This window comes from uncultured Frigoribacterium sp., assembly GCF_963515265.1.
Lineage (GTDB): Bacteria > Actinomycetota > Actinomycetes > Actinomycetales > Microbacteriaceae > Frigoribacterium.
The window spans coordinates 24,250-40,144 of sequence record NZ_CAUPYL010000009.1 but is presented as its reverse complement, the minus strand read 5'-3'; the positions used below and the strand labels follow the sequence as shown (position 1 = coordinate 40,144).

Here is a 15,895-nt window from a genome sequence, read left to right as displayed (position 1 = left end):
GCGGGGGCGGCTTCGGCGGAGGCGGCGGCGGCGGGGGCGGCGGCGGACGTCGCTCCGGCGGCGGGCGCTTCTGACCCGGTCCGACGCCCGTGCCGGACGACGACCCAGACGACCACGACCACGACCACGACCACGACCACGACGAGACTTCCCGGCGGGCGCCGCCCGGCGGGACCCACGCACCACCCACGAGAGGACACCACCATGGCGAAGCAGTCCATCTTCGGCCGGATCGCACAGCTGACCCGCGCCAACATCAACGCCCTGCTCGACCAGGCGGAGGACCCTGCCCTGATGCTCGACCAGATGGTGCGCGACTACACCAACAGCATCGCCGAGGCCGAGTCGGCCGTGGCGCAGACCATCGGCAACCTCCGGCTGCTCGAGCAGGACCACGCGGAGGACGTCGCCGCGGCCGCCGACTGGGAGCGGAAGGCCCTGGCCGCGAGCAACAAGGCGGACCAGCTCCGCACCGCCGGCAACGCCGCCGACGCCGACAAGTTCGACGCGCTCGCGAAGGTCGCCCTCGGCAAGCAGATCTCGTCCGAGAAGGAGGCGAAGGACGCGGAGCCGACGATCGCCTCCCAGACCGTCGTCGTCGACAAGCTCAAGGCCGGGCTCACCGGGATGCGCTCGAAGCTGGACCAGCTGGACTCGAAGCGCAACGAGCTGATCGCCCGCTCGAAGACCGCGGCGGCCCAGTCGCAGGTCGCCGACGCCCTCGGCAGCATGGACGTCCTCGACCCGACGAGCGAGATCGGCCGCTTCGAGGACAAGGTCCGACGCGAGGAGGCCAAGGTGCTCGGCCAGCAGGAGCTCGCGGCGTCCAGCCTCGACGCGCAGTTCGAGGGCCTCGAGGACCTCGACCAGCAGACCGAGGTCGACGCTCGCCTCGCCGCCCTGAAGCTGGGCGCCCTCGACGCGTGACCACCGCCTCCGGCTCCCTCGCCCCGCCTCCCGCCGTGCACCGGCCGGACGGCGGGGCGTCGCGCGTCGTCGCCGTCGACGTCGCGCGGGGGCTGGCGGTGCTCGGCATGTTCGCCGCGCACATGTGGCCGCGGGCCGAGCTCGACGAGCGGGTCTTCGACGGCCGATCGGCGATCCTGTTCGCCACCCTCGCCGGCATCTCGCTGGGGCTCTCGTCGGGCGGCTCGCGCCCCACGCCACGAGGCGGCCGCGCCCCGGTCGTCGGCTCCGTGCTGATCCGGGCGGCGATCCTCGTGCTGCTCGGCCTCGTGCTGCAGGCCTGGAACGAGTACGTGCTCGTCATCCTCCCTTACTACGGCGTGATGTTCGCGCTGCTCGCCGTCGTCCTCTTCGCCCCGCGCCCCGTGCTGCTCGCGCTGGCCGCGGTCGTCACGGTCGGTGCCCCGTGGCTCGCCGACCAGGTGCCCGTGACGACCCTCGGCAGCCCTCTCGCGGGAGGGGTCGCGGGGCTCGCCCAGGACGCCCTGCTCGTCGGCTCGTACCCGGCGCTCGTGTGGCTGCCGTTCCTGCTGGTGGGCCTGGTCGCCGCGCGGAGCGACCTGCGGCGGCCGCGCACGGCGGTCGTCCTGCTGGTCGGGGGCGTCGTGGCGGCGGTCATCGGCTACGGGTCCCGGTGGCTGCCGGGCGCCTCCTCGTGGCCTGCCCTCGACCCGGCCGCTCACGAGGGCGCACCGGCGGAGATCGTCGGCTCGGGCGGCACGGCCCTCGCCGTCGTCGGCCTGCTGCTGCTCGCCACCCGGCCGGCCTGGGCGGCCGGACGAGCCGTCGCCACGGGCCTCTCGCCGCTCGCCGCCGTCGGGAGCCAGCCGCTCACCATCTACTCGGCGCACCTCGTGCTGACCGCTCCCCTCTTCACGCTCTACCGCCTCGACGGCGGACGCTACGGCCTGCCCCTCGGCTGGTTGGTGGCGGCCGTCGTCCTCACCATCGCCTGGGCCGTCCTCTGGCGCCGGTTCCTCGGCCGCGGGCCGCTCGAGCGCGTCGTGGCCCGGGTGAGCAGGCCCTGGGGATGAACGCGATCCGGCGCTCGGCGGACCGCCCTGTGCCAGACTCACGCGCATGAGGTTCGTCGTGGTCCCCCAGTGGCAGGGTTCTCCGTCGTCGAGGGCCATGCGGCTCGCCGAGGGGGCGTACGCCGTGCTCGGCGACCTGCCCGCGAAGTCGACCGCCCTGGTCGAGGTGCCGGTCGGCGCCGGCGACTCGCTCGGCACCCGCGTCCACAGGTTCTCGTCGGTCGTGGCCGTGGCCGCGTCGCTCCGCCGCGAGCTCGAGGCCGAGGCGTCGCCCGCCCTCGTCGTGGGCGGCGACTGCGGCGTCGAGTACGCCGCCGTGCAGCACGCCCTCGGACCCGACACGGCCGTCGTCTGGTTCGACGCCCACCCCGACCTGCACAGCCCCCGCACCAGCGAGAGCGGCGCCTTCAGCGGGATGGTCCTCCGGGCCCTCACCGGCGACGGCACGGACGAGCTCGGCGCCCTCGAGGCCGGCCCCGGCGCGAGGCGTCTCGAGCCAGGCCGGATCGTCCTGGCCGGGTGCCGCACCTACGACGACGCCGAGGACACCTGGGTCGAGAGCCGCCGCGTGCGCACGGTGTCGTCGCTCGACCTCACCCCGGAGGAGGTGGTCGAGGCGGTCGCCGCGACCGGCGCCACCGAGGTGTACGTGCACGTCGACCTCGACGTGCTCGACCCCGGCGTCGTCGACGGGCTGCTCGAGCCGGTGCCGTTCGGCCTCGACCCGGCCGTGCTGATCGCGACCATCACTGCCCTCAAGGAGCGCTTCCCGCTCGTCGGCGCTGGCCTGTGCTCGTTCGCCCCGGTCGACGCGGCCGCCGCGGCCGACGACATGGGCACGATCCTCCGCGTCGTCGGGGCACTGGCCCGATGAACGACGGCGCGGCGAGCGACGACGCGGTGGGCGACGACCGGCCGCGCGTCTCCGTCGAGCGCGACGGGCACGTGCTCGTCATCGGCCTCGATCGCCCCGAGAAGCGGAACGCGGCCGACCTGCGGATGCTCCGCGAGCTCTCGCTCGCCTACGGCCTGCTCGACCGCGATCCCGACCTGCGGGTCGGCCTCCTCGTCGGCCTCGGCGAGCACTTCACGGCGGGCCTCGACCTCGGCGACGTCGCCCCGGCGGTCGGCGAGGACGGGCTCGACGTGGTCCCCGAAGGCGGGCTGCACCCGTGGCAGGTCGAGGGGCGCCAGCTCACGAAGCCCGTGGTCGCCGCCGTGCAGGGCACCTGCCTCACGCTCGGGGTCGAGCTCGCCCTCGCGAGCGACGTCGTCGTGGCCGAGGTCGGCACCCGCTTCGGTCAAATCGAGGTGAGCCGCGCGATCCTGCCGTTCGGCGGGGCCACGATCCGGCTCCCCCGCCGGGTCGGCTGGGGCGACGCGATGCGCTGGATGCTCACCGGCGACCTGTTCGACGCCGAGGAGGCGCGGCGCATCGGGCTCGTGCAGGAGGTCGTCCCCGAGGGCGAGGCCCGCGCCCGCGGCCTCGAGCTCGCCCGCCGCATCGCCGCCCAGGCACCGCTGGCCGTGCAGGCGACGCTGGCGAACGCCCGGCTCGCGGTGCGCGAGGGCGACGCCGCCGCGGAGGCGAGGCTGCAGCCGGAGCTCGTGCGGCTCATGCAGTCCGGCGACGCGCGTCGAGGCATGGAGGCGTTCCTCTCGAGGACGACGGCCGAGTACGCAGGCGACTGACGCCTCCTCGGGTCGCCCCTCGGCACGGACGACGACGGGCCCGGACGCCGCATGCCCCGGGCACACGCAGGAGCCCGCCTCCCCCTGAGGGGGGGCGGGCTCGAGAACGAGGCGGATCGACCTACTTGAAGACGTCCTTGACGTCCTCGCCGACCTTCTTGGCGGACGCGCCAGCCTGGTCCTTCTGACCTTCGGCCTTGAGGCTGTCGTCGCCCTTGCGGTCTCCGATGGCCTCCTTCGCCTTGCCGGCGATGTCCTGAGCGGCGTTCTTGATCTTGTCGTCGAGTCCCATGGTGACCTCCTCGCTACAGGCGCTGTCTGCGCCGTTTCCAGCACCGTACGCCTCGGGCTCCCCCTCGTCACCACCTGTCACGCAGTACTCAGAAATCGTACAGCGACCGTTCATGTGCGCCCAGAGAACTCCCCCCGGCGCGTGACAGGCCCTCGGGACTACCGTCTGACCCATGACGACTTATGACCTCATCGTGATCGGAGCCGGCGCGGTCGGCGAGAACGTGGCGGACTACGCCACCCGCAGCGGGCTGGAGGTGGCCCTGGTGGAGGCCGAGCTGATCGGCGGCGAGTGCTCGTACTGGGCCTGCATGCCGTCGAAGGCGCTGCTGCGCTCCACCTCGGTGATCCGGGCCGCGAAGTCCGTGGGCGGCGCCGCCCAGGCCGTGACCGGCGACGTCGACGTCGCCGCGGTGCTGCGCCGACGCGACTCGTTCACGAGCGGCTGGGACGACTCGGGGCAGGCCGACTGGGTCGAGGGCGCGGGCATCGCCCTGCTGCGCGGCCACGCGACCATCACCGGCGTCAAGGAGGTGACGGTCGACGGCACGGTCCACACCGCCCGCCACGCCGTGGTCGCGGCCACCGGCTCCACCGCTCTGCTCCCCGACGTGCCCGGCCTGGCCGAGGCGCGTCCCTGGACGAGCCGCGAGGCGACCAGCGCGCAGACCGTGCCCCAGAGCCTCGTCATCGTCGGAGGCGGCGTCGTCGCCCTCGAGATGGCCACCGCGTACCAGGGCCTCGGCTCGACCGTGACGGTCATCGCCCGCAGCGGCCTGCTGGGCGGCCAGGAGCCCTTCGCCGGCGAGCTGGTCGGCAAGACACTGGGCGAGCGAGGCGTCGACGTGCGCGTCGGCTCGTCCCCCGCCTCCGTGCTCCGCACCGAGCACGACACCGTCGAGGTCACCCTCGACGACGGCAGCGTCGTGATCGCCGACGAGATCCTCGTCGCGACGGGTCGCGTGCCGCGCACCTCCGACCTCGGCCTCGAGAACGTCGGGATCGAGCCCGGTGACTGGCTGCAGGTCGACGACACGCTGCTCGTGCACGGCACCGACTGGCTCTACGGCGTCGGCGACGTGAACCACCGTGCACTGCTGACGCACCAGGGCAAGTACCAGGCCCGCGCCGCCGGCGAGGTCATCGCCGCCCGTGCCCTCGGCCGCGAGCTGAAGACCGAGCCGTGGGGTGCGCACGTCGCGACCGCGGACGACGCCGCCGTGCCCCAGGTGACGTTCACCGACCCCGAGGTCGCGAGCGTCGGCCTCACCGCGGACGCCGCCGAGAAGCGCGGCATCGACGTGAAGATCGTCGACTACGACCTCGCGGGCGTGGCCGGGTCGGCCCTGCACTCGGACGACTACGAGGGCCACGCCCGGATCGTCGTCGACGAGAGCCGCAAGGTCATCGTGGGCGCGACCTTCGTCGGGCCGGACGTCGCCGAGCTGCTCCAGGCCGCCACGATCGCCGTGGTCGGCGAGGTGCCGATCGACCGCCTGTGGCACGCCGTCCCCGCGTACCCGACGGTGAGCGAGATCTGGCTGCGCCTGCTCGACGCCTACGGGCGTCCGTGAGGAACCCCCTCCTCGACTCGCCGATCTCGCGCCTCGGCTGCGCCTGGGCGACCGCCGTCGGACTCGCCGTCGGCGTGCCGCTCAGCGTCGGTCGGGTGCGCGTCGTCGGCGACCTGATCGTCTGCCGGGGCCTCCCCCGCTGGGCGTTCAAGCGCGGGGGCACCTGCGTCGGACGGGTCTACCTGACCCGCGACAACGACGGGCCCCTCGTGCTGCAGCACGAGGCCGTCCACGTGAGGCAGTGGCAGAAGTACGGCATGCTGATGCCGTTCCTGTACTTCCTGGCCGGCAGCGACCCGCTGACGAACAGGTTCGAGATCGAGGCAGGCCTCGAGGAAGGCGGCTATCGATGACCCGCACCGTGATCATCACCGGAGCAAGCAGCGGCATCGGCCGGGAGGCGGCGATCGAGCTGGCCGCGGGAGGCGCGCAGGTGGCCGTGGTCGGCCGCAACGCCGAGCGCACCCGCGCCGTCGCCGACCAGGTCGGCGGTCGCGCCTTCCTGGCCGACTACGACCGTCTCGACGATGTCCGCCGTCTCGCGGACGAGCTGCTCGAGGCGTACCCGCGCATCGACGTGCTGGCCAACAACGCGGGCGGCCTCGTGAGCGAGCGCGGCCTCAGCCACGACGGGCACGAGCGCATCCTGCAGTCGAACCACCTGGCGCCGTTCCTGTTGACGCGACTCCTGCTGCCCCGGCTGCTCGAGAGCTCGGGCCGGGTCGTCTCGACGGCCAGCGTGGCCAACCTGTTCGGCAGCGTCCGGCTCGACGACCTGAACTGGGCGAAGCGGCCCTGGCTCGGCGGCTGGCGCCAGTACGGCACGAGCAAGATCGAGACGATCCTGTTCGTCCGCGAGCTCGCCCGGCGCACCGGCCTCGAGGCGTTCTCGTTCCACCCCGGCATCGTCAAGACGTCGTTCGGCTCGTCGTCGCCGATGTGGCGGATGGCGAACGTCCTCTCGAACGGCAACTACGGCATCTCGGCACACGCCGGCGCCGTGCCGCTGATCCAGCTGTCGGGCCCGAGCTCGGTGAGCGTCGAGAACGGCACCTACTTCGACCAGCTCAAGCCGCACGGCCGCCTGCACCGGCACGCGCAGGACGACCTGCTGGCCGAGGCGCTCTGGGACCGCACGAGCGAGATCGTCGGGGTCGACCCCAAGGTCTGAGCGGCGGCGCCGCGGCGTGGCCGAAGGGCGGGGACGGGCGCCGCCCGAGGGTCACATCTCGGCGCGCCCCAGCCGCCAGTAGCCCATGAAGGCGACCTGGCGGCGGTCGACGCCGACCTCGCTGACGAGAAACCGTCGCAGCGCCTTGATCGCGCCCGCCTCGCCCGCGAGCCAGGCGTAGAGCTCTCCCTGCAGGGCGGCGCCGTGCTGCGCCTCGCCCTGCGGGACGTCCCAGAGGATCTCGTGCTCGATGTCGACCTCCTCGAGGTCGACGCCGCGGTGCCACGCGGTCACGTAGCGGGCCGTCCAGGCTCGGACGGCGGTCTGCAGCGGAGCACCGTAGGCGGCGTCGGCGCGGGCGTCCGCTGCCGCGTCGGCGGCTGACGCCCCGCTGCCGGCGCGCGGCAACCAGTGCACGGTCACGCCCGACGGCGCGACCAACGGCAGCACGTCGTCCGCGGTCGGCACCTCGAGGAACACGCAGCCCCGGGCGTCGGCCGGCAGCGACTCGACGATGGACGAGATGGCGGGCACGGCGGTCTCGTCGCCGGCGATCATCACGGTCGAGGCGTGGCCGGGCGCCCACTCGACGCCGCTGCCGGTGACCCCGCTCGTCGCGTCGGGCCCGATGAGCATCGCCTCGTCGCCGACACGGGTGCGGGCCAGCCAGGACGCCGCGGCTCCCTGGTCGCCGTGGCTGACGAAGTCGACGTCGACCTCGCGGAGATCGGGCCGGACGGCGCGGGCCGTGTAGGTGCGGAAGGCGTTCTGCTCCTGGGCGGGGAGCGCCCGCCATGACGGCCACCAGTCGTCGGTCGGGAACGTGTCGTAGCCGGTGGCCTCGAGGGGCAGCACCAGCTTGATCCGCTGGTCGAGGCCGTCGACGCCGAAGTCGGCGAGGTCGTCGCCGGTGAAGGTCACGCGGACGAAGTGCGGGCTCAGGGCCCGCAGGGCCGCGACGCGCACCCGGTACGGGCGGTGGGCGGGCTTCGGGCGGGCCTCGGGCGGGGCCTCTGCGGTGATCGTCACCAGTTGAGCCTAAGGCATGCCTTACCTAAGTCGTCAGGAGCCGTCTCGACGTCGAACGACAGGTGTCGACCACGAGCCGAGGAGGCGCGCGCTCAGACGGCGGTCGCGCCCCGGTCGGAGGACACGCCCTGGTGGGGCGAGACCGTGTCGTGCAGGTCGCGGCGGAGGTCCCACGCGAAGCCCTCGGGGCCCCCGAGCCAGATGAGGTGCTCGGCCTCGGCCAGCGAGTCCGTGTCGACGTACATCTCGGCGAGCCATGCGCGGACGGCGCGCTCGAGCGCCTCGCCGGGTGCACAGGAGAGTCCGCTGCCGGGCGCACCCGAGCGACGGTCGCGGGCGAGCCAGGTGACCGTGACGCGGCCGGGCGACGGAAGCTCCTCGATCTGGGCCGCGGTGTCGACCTCGACGAAGACCTGGCCCCTCGCGCAGATCGGCAGCGCCGCGAGCATGGCGCGCAGGGTGGGGACCGAGGAGGCGTCGCCCGCGAAGAGGACGCGGATCGCGTCGTACGGGAGGGGCGGGTCGGCGAAGTCGAGGAACATGTCCGCCCAATGTAGGTGAGGCTTGCCTCATCCGCCACTCGACGGCCTGCGCTCGCGGCAGGTGCACAGGCACCGCCGCACGGGGCGCACGCGCGGCCCGGTCCCGGGCCGACCCCGGTGTAGTAGATTCTCTGACGTCCACGGGTCCGGCAGCGACCTGGGGGCGAGGGGCGGCGCGTCAGTCCGGCAGCGACGACGTGCCAGCCGTGGTCCGACGTCCACAAGCGACGACGGTCCTCCTTCGACCGGAGCGTGCAGGTCGCCACGAGCGACGGTGCACGCCGACCCGAACCGCTCCCGAAAGGCACCTCCACCGCCATGCGCCCCTCCCGCCTCCTCGTCCCCGTGGTCGCCGCCGCCGCCTCCCTCGCCCTGCTCGCCGGGTGCACCGCGGGCGGCTCCGACGCCCCGCGCGGCGGCTCCGACGCGACCGTGACCGTGGGCCTCGTGCTCGAGCCCTCCGACCTCGACGTCCGCACCACCTCCGGCATCGCCCTCGACCAGGTCCTGATCGACAACGTCTACCAGGGCCTCGTCGGCCGCACGCAGGACAACGAGATCGTCGACGTGCTGGCGAGCGAGCACACGATCAGCGCGGACGGCCTGACCTACACGTTCACGCTGCAGGACGGCGTGACGTTCCACGACGGCGCCGCGATGACCGCGGCCGACGTCGTGTGGTCGCTGCAGCAGGTCGCCGACGACGAGTCGCTCGCGGGCCACGCCGACCTCGCCTCGGTCGCCGACATCAGCTCCCCCGCCGACGACACCGTCGTGCTCACGCTGTCCCAGCCCGACTCGGCCCTGCTGTTCGCGCTGACCGGCCGTGCGGGGCTCGTGCTCGAGCAGGCGGCGACCAACGACCTCTCGACCACCGCCAACGGCACCGGGCCCTTCACCCTCGCCTCGTGGACCCAGGGAGACAACCTGCGCCTCGACCGGAACGCCGACTACTGGGGCGAGGCGGCCGGCGTCGCCGGGGTCGTGTTCCGGTACGTGACGGACGGCTCGGCCGCGATCAACGCGACCCTCTCGGGCGACCTGGACGTGCAGACGGCGGTCGACGCGACCCTCGCCTCCCAGCTCGACGGCGTCGACGGCATCACGGTCGAGAAGGGCCAGACGACCGACAAGTACACCCTCGCCTTCAACAACGCCGTCGCCCCCTTCACCGACCCGCGGGTGCGCCAGGCGATCCGGATGGCCGTCGACAACGACGCGCTGATCGCGGCCGTCGGCGGCTCGGCCGTCGACCAGGGCGGCCCGATCCCCGAGCTCGACCCCGGCTACGAGGACCTCACGGACGTCGACGCCTACGACCCCGACCAAGCGAAGCAGCTCCTGGTCGAGGCGGGCCACGCCGACGACCTCGACCTCACGCTCGAGTACGCGAACTTCTACCCCGCCGCGATCGGCGACGTGCTCACCACCCAGCTCGCCGACGTGGGCGTCACGCTGACGGTGCAGCAGGTGGACTTCACGACGTGGCTGAACGACGTGCTCGCGCCGCCCGCCGACGGCGGCACGCGCGACTTCCAGCTGAGCATGGTGAACCACGCCGAGACCCACGACTTCTCGAACTGGGCCGACCCGACCTACTACTGGGGCTACGACTCGGCTCCCGTCCAGCAGCTGTACGCCGAGTCGCTGGCCGCGACCGACCCCGAGGTCGCCGCCTCGAAGCTCGCCGAGGCCGCCCGGATCGTCTCGGAGGACGCCCCGGCCGAGTGGCTGTACACCGCCACGACGCTGACGGCCGTGCGCGACGGCGTGACGGGCTTCCCGACGTCGTCCACCAGCACCCGCCTCGACCTGTCCGCGCTGGCCGTCTCGGAGTGACCCGGTTCCTGCTCGGACGCACGGCCCTCTTCGCCCTGGGGCTCGTGGTCGCGAGCGTGCTGATCTTCGCGACGCTCCGCCTCCTGCCGGGCGACGTGGCGCAGGCGATCGCGGGCACGACGGGCTCGCCCGCCCAGGTCGCGGCGCTGCGCGAGCAGCTGGGCCTCGACCGGCCGATCGTCGCGCAGTACCTCGACTGGGCCGCCGGCCTGCTGCGCCTCGACCTCGGCGAGTCGCTCGTGACGGGCAGCCCCGTCGCCGGCGAGATCGCGGAGAAGCTCGGCGTGACCCTGCCGCTGGCGGGGCTCTCGCTGGTCTTCGGGCTCCTGATCGGAGTGCCCGCCGGCGTCTGGGCCGCCGCCCGGCACCGCCGACCCGTCGGCCTCGTCGTCGGCGTCGGCTCGCAGCTGCTCGCCGCGGTGCCGGCCGTGTGGCTCGGCATGCTCCTCATCGCCCTGTTCGCGGTGACGCTCGGCTGGCTGCCCACCCAGGGCTGGCCCCTCGACGGCTGGCAGGACCCCGGGCGGGCGCTCCGCTCGCTCGTGCTGCCTGCTCTCACGATCGGCATCATCGAGGGTGCGGTGCTGCTGCGCTTCACCCGGTCGGCCGCGATCGGCGCGCTCGACCAGGACTACGTCCGCGCCGCCGCGGCCAAGGGCATGACGCTCGACCGCGCGCTGCTCCGGCACGGCCTGCCGAACGTGATGCTCAGCGTCGTCAGCGTGCTCGGCCTGCAGGTCGTCGGTCTCGTGGTGGGCGCCGTCGTCGTCGAGCAGCTCTTCACGCTGCCCGGTCTCGGACGGATGCTCGTCACCGACGTCGGCCGCCGCGACCTCACCAAGGTCCAGGGCGAGCTGATGACGCTCACCGCGATCGTCCTGTTCGTCGGGCTGCTCGTCGACGTCGCGCACCGTCGGCTCGACCCCCGGCTGCGCGAGGTCGAGCGATGAGGCGCGGCTCGTTCGTGCGCGCCCTGCTGCGCCGACCCCAGGGCGCGGCAGCCGTCGCCTGGCTCTCGCTCGTCGCCCTCGCCGCGGCGGTCAGCCGGGTCTGGACCCCGAACGACCCGTTCCGCACGGATCCCTACTCGGCCTGGCTGCCCCCGTCGGGGACGCACCTGTTCGGCACCGACGCCGTCGGCCGCGACATCGCCAGCTACGTGATGGCCGCGAGCGGCACCACCGTGGTCGTCGCCGTCTCGGCCGGCCTCCTCGCGCTCGTCGTCGGGCTCGGCCTGGCCGCCCTCGGCTCGCTGACCGCCCGCATCGTGCGCGAGTCGGTCGCCGTGCTGATCGACGTGCTCGTCGCGTTCCCCACCATCCTCGTCGCGATGGCCCTCGCCGCGGCGTTCGGCGGGTCGCTCGGGGTCGTCGTGGTCGCCGCCGGCCTCGGCTACGGGGTGACGATCGCCCGCGTCTCCCGCAGCGAGATCCGCCGGGTCGCCCGGGAGGACTACGTCACCGCCGCCCGCGCGTCGGGCGCCGGGACCGCGACGGTGCTGCTGCGGCACGTGCTGCCGAACATCGCCCCGGTGTTCGTCGTGCAGCTGTCGCTCGCGATGGCGACGTCGATCCTCGCGGAGGCGGGCCTGTCGTTCCTCGGCTACGGGGCGTCGGCCGAGACGGCCTCGTGGGGGCGCCTCCTCGCCGACCTGCAGAAGTTCCTCGGCGTGCACCCGTGGACGATCGTCTGGCCCGGGCTCGCGATCACGCTGACCGTGCTGGCGCTCAACCTGCTGGGCGACGCGGTGCGCGACGCCGCCGACCCGCGGCTCCGCAGCGGCGGGCGACGTGCCGCCCTGTCCGTGGACCCCGGCGCCCCGGCCGCCCCCACGGCCGCGCCTGCCGCTGCCGACTCCCCCGCCGCCTCCCCCGGAGTGACCTCGTGAGCCTCGACGTCGACGACCTGACCGTGACGATCGACGGGCACCGCGTCGTCGACGGCGTCTCGCTGCACCTCGCGGACGGCGCCCGGCTCGGCCTGATCGGCGAGTCCGGCTCGGGCAAGTCGATGACGACGCTCGCCGTCCTCGGCCTGCTGCCGCCGCAGGCCGTCGTGACGGGCAGCATCCGCCTCGACGGCCGGGAGCTCGTCGGCCTCTCCGACCGGCGGCTCGCCCCGTTGCGGGGAGCGACGATCGCCGCCGTGTTCCAGGACCCGCGCACGGCCCTCGACCCCGTCATGACCATCGGGCGTCAGGTGGCCGAGCCGCTGCGCCTGCACGGCCGCGTGTCGCGGACCGACGCGCGCCGCCGTGCCGTCGAGGCCCTGGCCGAGGTCGGGCTCGACGAGTCGGTCGCCGACTCGTGGCCGCACCAGCTGTCGGGCGGTCAGCGCCAGCGCGCCGTCATCGCGACGGCGCTCATCGCGCGTCCGGCCGTGCTGCTCGCCGACGAGCCGACGACCGCGCTCGACGTGACGACCCAGGCCGAGGTGCTCGCGCTGTTCCGCCGGCTGGTCGACGAGCGCGGCGCCTCGCTCCTGTTCGTGACCCACGACCTCGCGGTGCTGGCACAGGTCGCCGAGGAGGCGGCGGTGCTGTCCCGGGGACGCGTGGTCGAGAGCGGGCCGGTCGCCCGCCTCCTCCGCTCGCCTGCTCACCCCGTGACGCGCGGCCTGGTCGAGGCGACGCGCGCGACGACCTGGAGGGCACCGTGACCGACTCGCTCGCACAGCACGACGACGGCGGAGCCGACACGGGACCCGACGCCGGCGCCGGGCCGCTGCTCCGCGGCCGCGGGCTCTCGCGCACCTTCACGCTGCCCCGCCGGTCGCCGTTCCAGCCCGGACCCGTGCGGCACGCCCTCGACGAGGCCGACCTCGACGTCGGGCGGGGCGAGAGCGTCGCGCTGATCGGCGAGTCCGGCTCGGGCAAGTCGACCCTGGTGCGCCTCCTGCTCGCGCTCGACCGGCCGACGGCCGGCACGGTGACCTTCGACGGGCGGGACGTGCGGCCCGACCGCGCGTCGCGCCTCCGCTGGCTGCGCCGCCGCACGGGCGTCGTGCTGCAGGACCCGTACAGCTCGCTCGACCCGCGCATGCGGATCGGCGACGTCGTGGCCGAGCCGCTGCGCCTCCTGCACGTGCCGGGCGACCACGAGCGCATGGTCGCCGACGTGCTCGACCGTGTCGGGCTCGACCCCCGGGGCGTCGACCTGTGGCCGCACGAGCTGAGCGGCGGCCAGCGACAGCGCGTCGCCCTCGCTCGCGCCGTGGTGCACGGGCCCGACCTGCTCGTCGGCGACGAGCCGATGAGCGCGCTCGACGTGACCGTGCGCGCGCAGATCCTCGCCCTGCTGGCCGAGCTGCGCGACGACCTCGGGCTGTCGCTGCTCATCGTCTCGCACGACGTCGGACTCGTGCAGCACCTGAGCGACCGGGTGGCCGTGCTGCAGGGCGGCCGGATCGTCGAGCAGGGCGCCACCGCCGACGTGCTCGGGCGGCCGCAGCACGACTACACGAGGCGGCTCATCGCGTCGGTGCCGACCCTCGACGGGCCCTGACGGCGCGCCTCACCAGCAGTCGGGGTGCCGCCGCTGCCAGCGCAGCCGGCGCTCGAGCTGCGCGCCGATCGCGAGCAGCACGTCCTCGCGACCCGGTCGGCCGATCAGCTGGACCCCCGCGGGCAGCCCGTCGACCTCGGCCACCGGCAGCGTGATCGCCGGCAGGCCCGCGACGTTGACGAACGAGGTGAACGGCGACACGAGGCACTGCTGCTCGAACGCCCGCTCGGGGTCGTCGGCGTCGTGCCAGCCGAGGGCCGGCGGCAGCAGGGCGAGCGACGGCGTCAGCACGGCGTCGAAGCGGTCGAAGGCCGTGATGACGCTCTGCTCGTAGGCGCTGAGGCCGGCGAGGGCGGCGCCCAGCTCGCGGGCGCCGACCTCGCGGCCCCGGCGGACGAGCCACGCCGTCATCGGCTCGAGCAGGGCGAAGTCGGCGTCGGTCTCGGCCGGGATGCCCGCCGCGCCGGCCTGCCAGATCGTCCGGAACAGGGCCGCGTAGTCCGGGGACCCCGGGCCCGAGTCGGGCAGCGACGCGTCGTCCACGCCGTGCCCCAGCACGTCGAGCTGGTCGGCGGTGTCGCGCAGCACCCCGAGGAGGCGCGGGTCGACCCGGACGTCGTACGCGTCGTCCCACGGGCTGGCCGTCAGCACCCCGAGCTGGAACCGTCCCTCGCCGCGGACGGCGGTCCCGAGCCACGCCCCGTCGGGCGAGCCGGGCGCCCGCAGGGCGAAGTGGTCGCGCGGTGCCCGGCCGTCGGGCGAGACCATGGCGTCGAGCAGCATCGCGGCGTCGGCGACGGTGCGGGCGATCGGGCCGCCGACGGCGAGGCCGCCGAGGCTCGTGATGCCCGACTGGGCCGGCACCCGGCCGCGGGAGGGCTTGAGGCCGACGAGCCCGGTCATGGCGGCAGGGATGCGGATCGAGCCGCCACCGTCCGAGCCGGGGGCGAACGGCAGCAGGCCGGCGGCCACCGCAGCCGCCGCTCCCCCGCTCGAGCCGCCCGCGCCGAGGTCGCGCCGCCAGGGGTTGCGCGTGACGGGACCGACGACGGGCTCCGTGTAGCCGGTGAGGCCGAACTCGGGCGTCGCCGTCTTGCCGAGGCTGACCGCGCCGGCCTCGCCCAGCACCGCGGAGATCTCCGAGTCCTGCTCGGCGACGCGCCCGCGGGAGAGCCGCGAGCCGAGACCGGTCGGCAGGCCGGCGCGGTCGGTGAGGTCCTTGTCGGCCAGGGGCAGGCCCCACAGCGGGGCGGTGCTGCGCCCGGCGCGCCCGAGCTCGTCGGCCCGGTCCCGTGCGGCGTCGGCCCCGACCGCGACGAACGCGCCGATTCCGTCGTCTGCGGCGCCGCCGTCGCCGCCGGATCCGGAGTCGAGCCGCTCGATGCGAGCCAGGTAGTGGTCGGTCAACTCACGGGGCGTGACCTCGCCGCGGCGGAGCCAGTCCCACTGCTCCTGGGCGCTGAGGTGGTGGAGTTCGAACACGCACCCGAGCCTAGGCGCAGGGCGCTCGGCCCTCAGGCGCGCGGCGCGGAGTCGCGACGGCGACGCTTCTTCAGCGACTTCTGCATCGTGACCGTGCCGAGCCAGCGGCCGAACTTGAAGCCGACCCGGCCCATCCGGCCCACCTCGACGAAGCCGAGCCGGGCGTGCAGGGCGATCGAGGCGTCAGCCTTGGCGTCGGCGATGACCGCGATCATCTCGCGGATGCCGGCCTCCCTGCAGGCCTCGACCAGCGCCTCCAGCAGGGCCCGGCCGAGGCCACGGCCGGTCGCCGCCGCCCGGAGGAAGATCGACGTCTCGACCGTGTACCGGTACGCGGCCTTGCCGCCCCACGGCGTCGCGTGGGCGTAGCCCAGCACCTCGCCGACCGGGCTGACCGCCACGAGGAACGGCATGCCCAGCCTCTGGCCGACGGCCGCCTTGCGCCGCCACTCGGCCAGGGTCGTCGCCTTCTCGTCGAAGGTCACGCTCGAGTTCGCGACGTAGTGGGAGTGGATCTCGCGGACGTACGGCAGGTCGGCGGACTCGAGCGGCCTGATCTCGTACGAGAACTCGGGCTCAGGAGTCGGCGCAGGACGGAGCTGGCGCGGCAGCTGCCGCCTCTGCTGGTATTCCTCCTCGAGCACGTCCCCACTCTGGCACGCCGCGGCCTCCTCATTCAGGAAGATCGGTCCTGGATCGCGCGACGGGGGGAACGCGAGTCCTGGGCCATGCACGTCGCAGGACTCGCGGCCCGAGGGTTCCTGAACCGCGC

At 74.2% G+C, this 15,895-nt stretch carries 17 protein-coding genes; 12 read left to right on the top strand and 5 right to left on the bottom strand.

Features of this window, described 5'->3' with window-relative positions:
- Positions 1-204 precede the first annotated feature (204 nt).
- Genes RWM17_RS02320 through RWM17_RS02305 form a run of 4 tightly spaced genes read left to right on the top strand, consistent with a single transcriptional unit; the run spans position 205 to position 3,692 of the window.
- A complete protein-coding gene (locus RWM17_RS02320) occupies positions 205-927 on the top strand; it encodes a PspA/IM30 family protein (RefSeq protein ID WP_192041916.1) in 723 nt (240 codons plus the stop codon).
- Entirely contained in the window at positions 924-2,000 is a 1,077-nt protein-coding gene (locus RWM17_RS02315) for a DUF418 domain-containing protein (protein ID WP_314100971.1), read from the top strand. Before RWM17_RS02320 ends, RWM17_RS02315 begins: the two co-directional genes overlap by 4 nt.
- 46 nt (positions 2,001-2,046) lie before the next feature.
- Positions 2,047-2,874, top strand: coding sequence for an arginase family protein (locus RWM17_RS02310; RefSeq protein WP_314100969.1), 828 nt, complete (start codon positions 2,047-2,049; stop codon positions 2,872-2,874).
- Positions 2,871-3,692, top strand: coding sequence for a crotonase/enoyl-CoA hydratase family protein (locus RWM17_RS02305; RefSeq protein ID WP_314100968.1), 822 nt, complete (start codon positions 2,871-2,873; stop codon positions 3,690-3,692). The genes RWM17_RS02310 and RWM17_RS02305 overlap by 4 nt, the downstream gene beginning before the upstream one ends.
- 121 nt (positions 3,693-3,813) lie before the next feature.
- Here the strand turns inward: RWM17_RS02305 and RWM17_RS02300 are convergent, their stop codons facing one another.
- Entirely contained in the window at positions 3,814-3,984 is a 171-nt protein-coding gene (locus tag RWM17_RS02300; protein ID WP_123546355.1) for a CsbD family protein, read from the bottom strand.
- A 172-nt stretch (positions 3,985-4,156) separates the two neighbouring features.
- Between RWM17_RS02300 and RWM17_RS02295 the strand changes: the two genes are divergently transcribed.
- Genes RWM17_RS02295 through RWM17_RS02285 form a run of 3 tightly spaced genes read left to right on the top strand, consistent with a single transcriptional unit; the run spans position 4,157 to position 6,728 of the window.
- Entirely contained in the window at positions 4,157-5,557 is a 1,401-nt protein-coding gene (locus RWM17_RS02295; RefSeq protein WP_314100966.1) for an NAD(P)/FAD-dependent oxidoreductase, read from the top strand.
- Positions 5,554-5,910, top strand: coding sequence for a Fe-S oxidoreductase (locus RWM17_RS02290; RefSeq protein WP_314100964.1), 357 nt, complete (start codon positions 5,554-5,556; stop codon positions 5,908-5,910). The genes RWM17_RS02295 and RWM17_RS02290 overlap by 4 nt, the downstream gene beginning before the upstream one ends.
- A complete protein-coding gene (locus tag RWM17_RS02285; RefSeq protein WP_314100962.1) occupies positions 5,907-6,728 on the top strand; it encodes an SDR family NAD(P)-dependent oxidoreductase in 822 nt (273 codons plus the stop codon). Before RWM17_RS02290 ends, RWM17_RS02285 begins: the two co-directional genes overlap by 4 nt.
- 51 nt (positions 6,729-6,779) lie before the next feature.
- Here the strand turns inward: RWM17_RS02285 and RWM17_RS02280 are convergent, their stop codons facing one another.
- Both RWM17_RS02280 and RWM17_RS02275 read right to left on the bottom strand, forming a co-directional pair.
- On the bottom strand, positions 6,780-7,757 hold the full coding sequence (locus RWM17_RS02280) for a siderophore-interacting protein (protein WP_314100961.1): 978 nt from the start codon (positions 7,755-7,757) through the stop codon (positions 6,780-6,782).
- A 92-nt stretch (positions 7,758-7,849) separates the two neighbouring features.
- Entirely contained in the window at positions 7,850-8,299 is a 450-nt protein-coding gene (locus tag RWM17_RS02275; RefSeq protein ID WP_314100960.1) for an SIP domain-containing protein, read from the bottom strand.
- A 318-nt stretch (positions 8,300-8,617) separates the two neighbouring features.
- Between RWM17_RS02275 and RWM17_RS02270 the strand changes: the two genes are divergently transcribed.
- From RWM17_RS02270 to RWM17_RS02250, 5 genes are all read left to right on the top strand, one after another.
- Complete coding sequence (locus RWM17_RS02270; protein ID WP_314100959.1) at positions 8,618-10,138, top strand: ABC transporter substrate-binding protein; 1,521 nt, start codon at positions 8,618-8,620, stop codon at positions 10,136-10,138.
- Entirely contained in the window at positions 10,135-11,088 is a 954-nt protein-coding gene (locus RWM17_RS02265) for an ABC transporter permease (RefSeq protein ID WP_314100958.1), read from the top strand. Before RWM17_RS02270 ends, RWM17_RS02265 begins: the two co-directional genes overlap by 4 nt.
- Complete coding sequence (locus tag RWM17_RS02260; RefSeq protein WP_314100956.1) at positions 11,085-12,026, top strand: ABC transporter permease; 942 nt, start codon at positions 11,085-11,087, stop codon at positions 12,024-12,026. The genes RWM17_RS02265 and RWM17_RS02260 overlap by 4 nt, the downstream gene beginning before the upstream one ends.
- Positions 12,023-12,796, top strand: coding sequence for an ABC transporter ATP-binding protein (locus RWM17_RS02255; RefSeq protein ID WP_314100954.1), 774 nt, complete (start codon positions 12,023-12,025; stop codon positions 12,794-12,796). Before RWM17_RS02260 ends, RWM17_RS02255 begins: the two co-directional genes overlap by 4 nt.
- A 101-nt stretch (positions 12,797-12,897) precedes the next feature.
- On the top strand, positions 12,898-13,641 hold the full coding sequence (locus RWM17_RS02250; protein WP_314100978.1) for an ABC transporter ATP-binding protein: 744 nt from the start codon (positions 12,898-12,900) through the stop codon (positions 13,639-13,641).
- 9 nt (positions 13,642-13,650) lie between these two features.
- Here RWM17_RS02250 and RWM17_RS02245 read toward each other — a convergent pair whose 3' ends face one another.
- Together RWM17_RS02245 and RWM17_RS02240 are read right to left on the bottom strand one after the other, a co-directional pair.
- Positions 13,651-15,123 (bottom strand): amidase, encoded by a 1,473-nt coding sequence (locus RWM17_RS02245; RefSeq protein WP_314100952.1) that lies wholly within the window; start codon positions 15,121-15,123, stop codon positions 13,651-13,653.
- 32 nt (positions 15,124-15,155) lie between these two features.
- Positions 15,156-15,767: a GNAT family N-acetyltransferase gene (locus tag RWM17_RS02240; RefSeq protein WP_314100951.1), complete on the bottom strand. Its 612-nt coding sequence runs from the start codon at positions 15,765-15,767 to the stop codon at positions 15,156-15,158.
- Between the last annotated feature and the right edge of the window lie 128 nt (positions 15,768-15,895).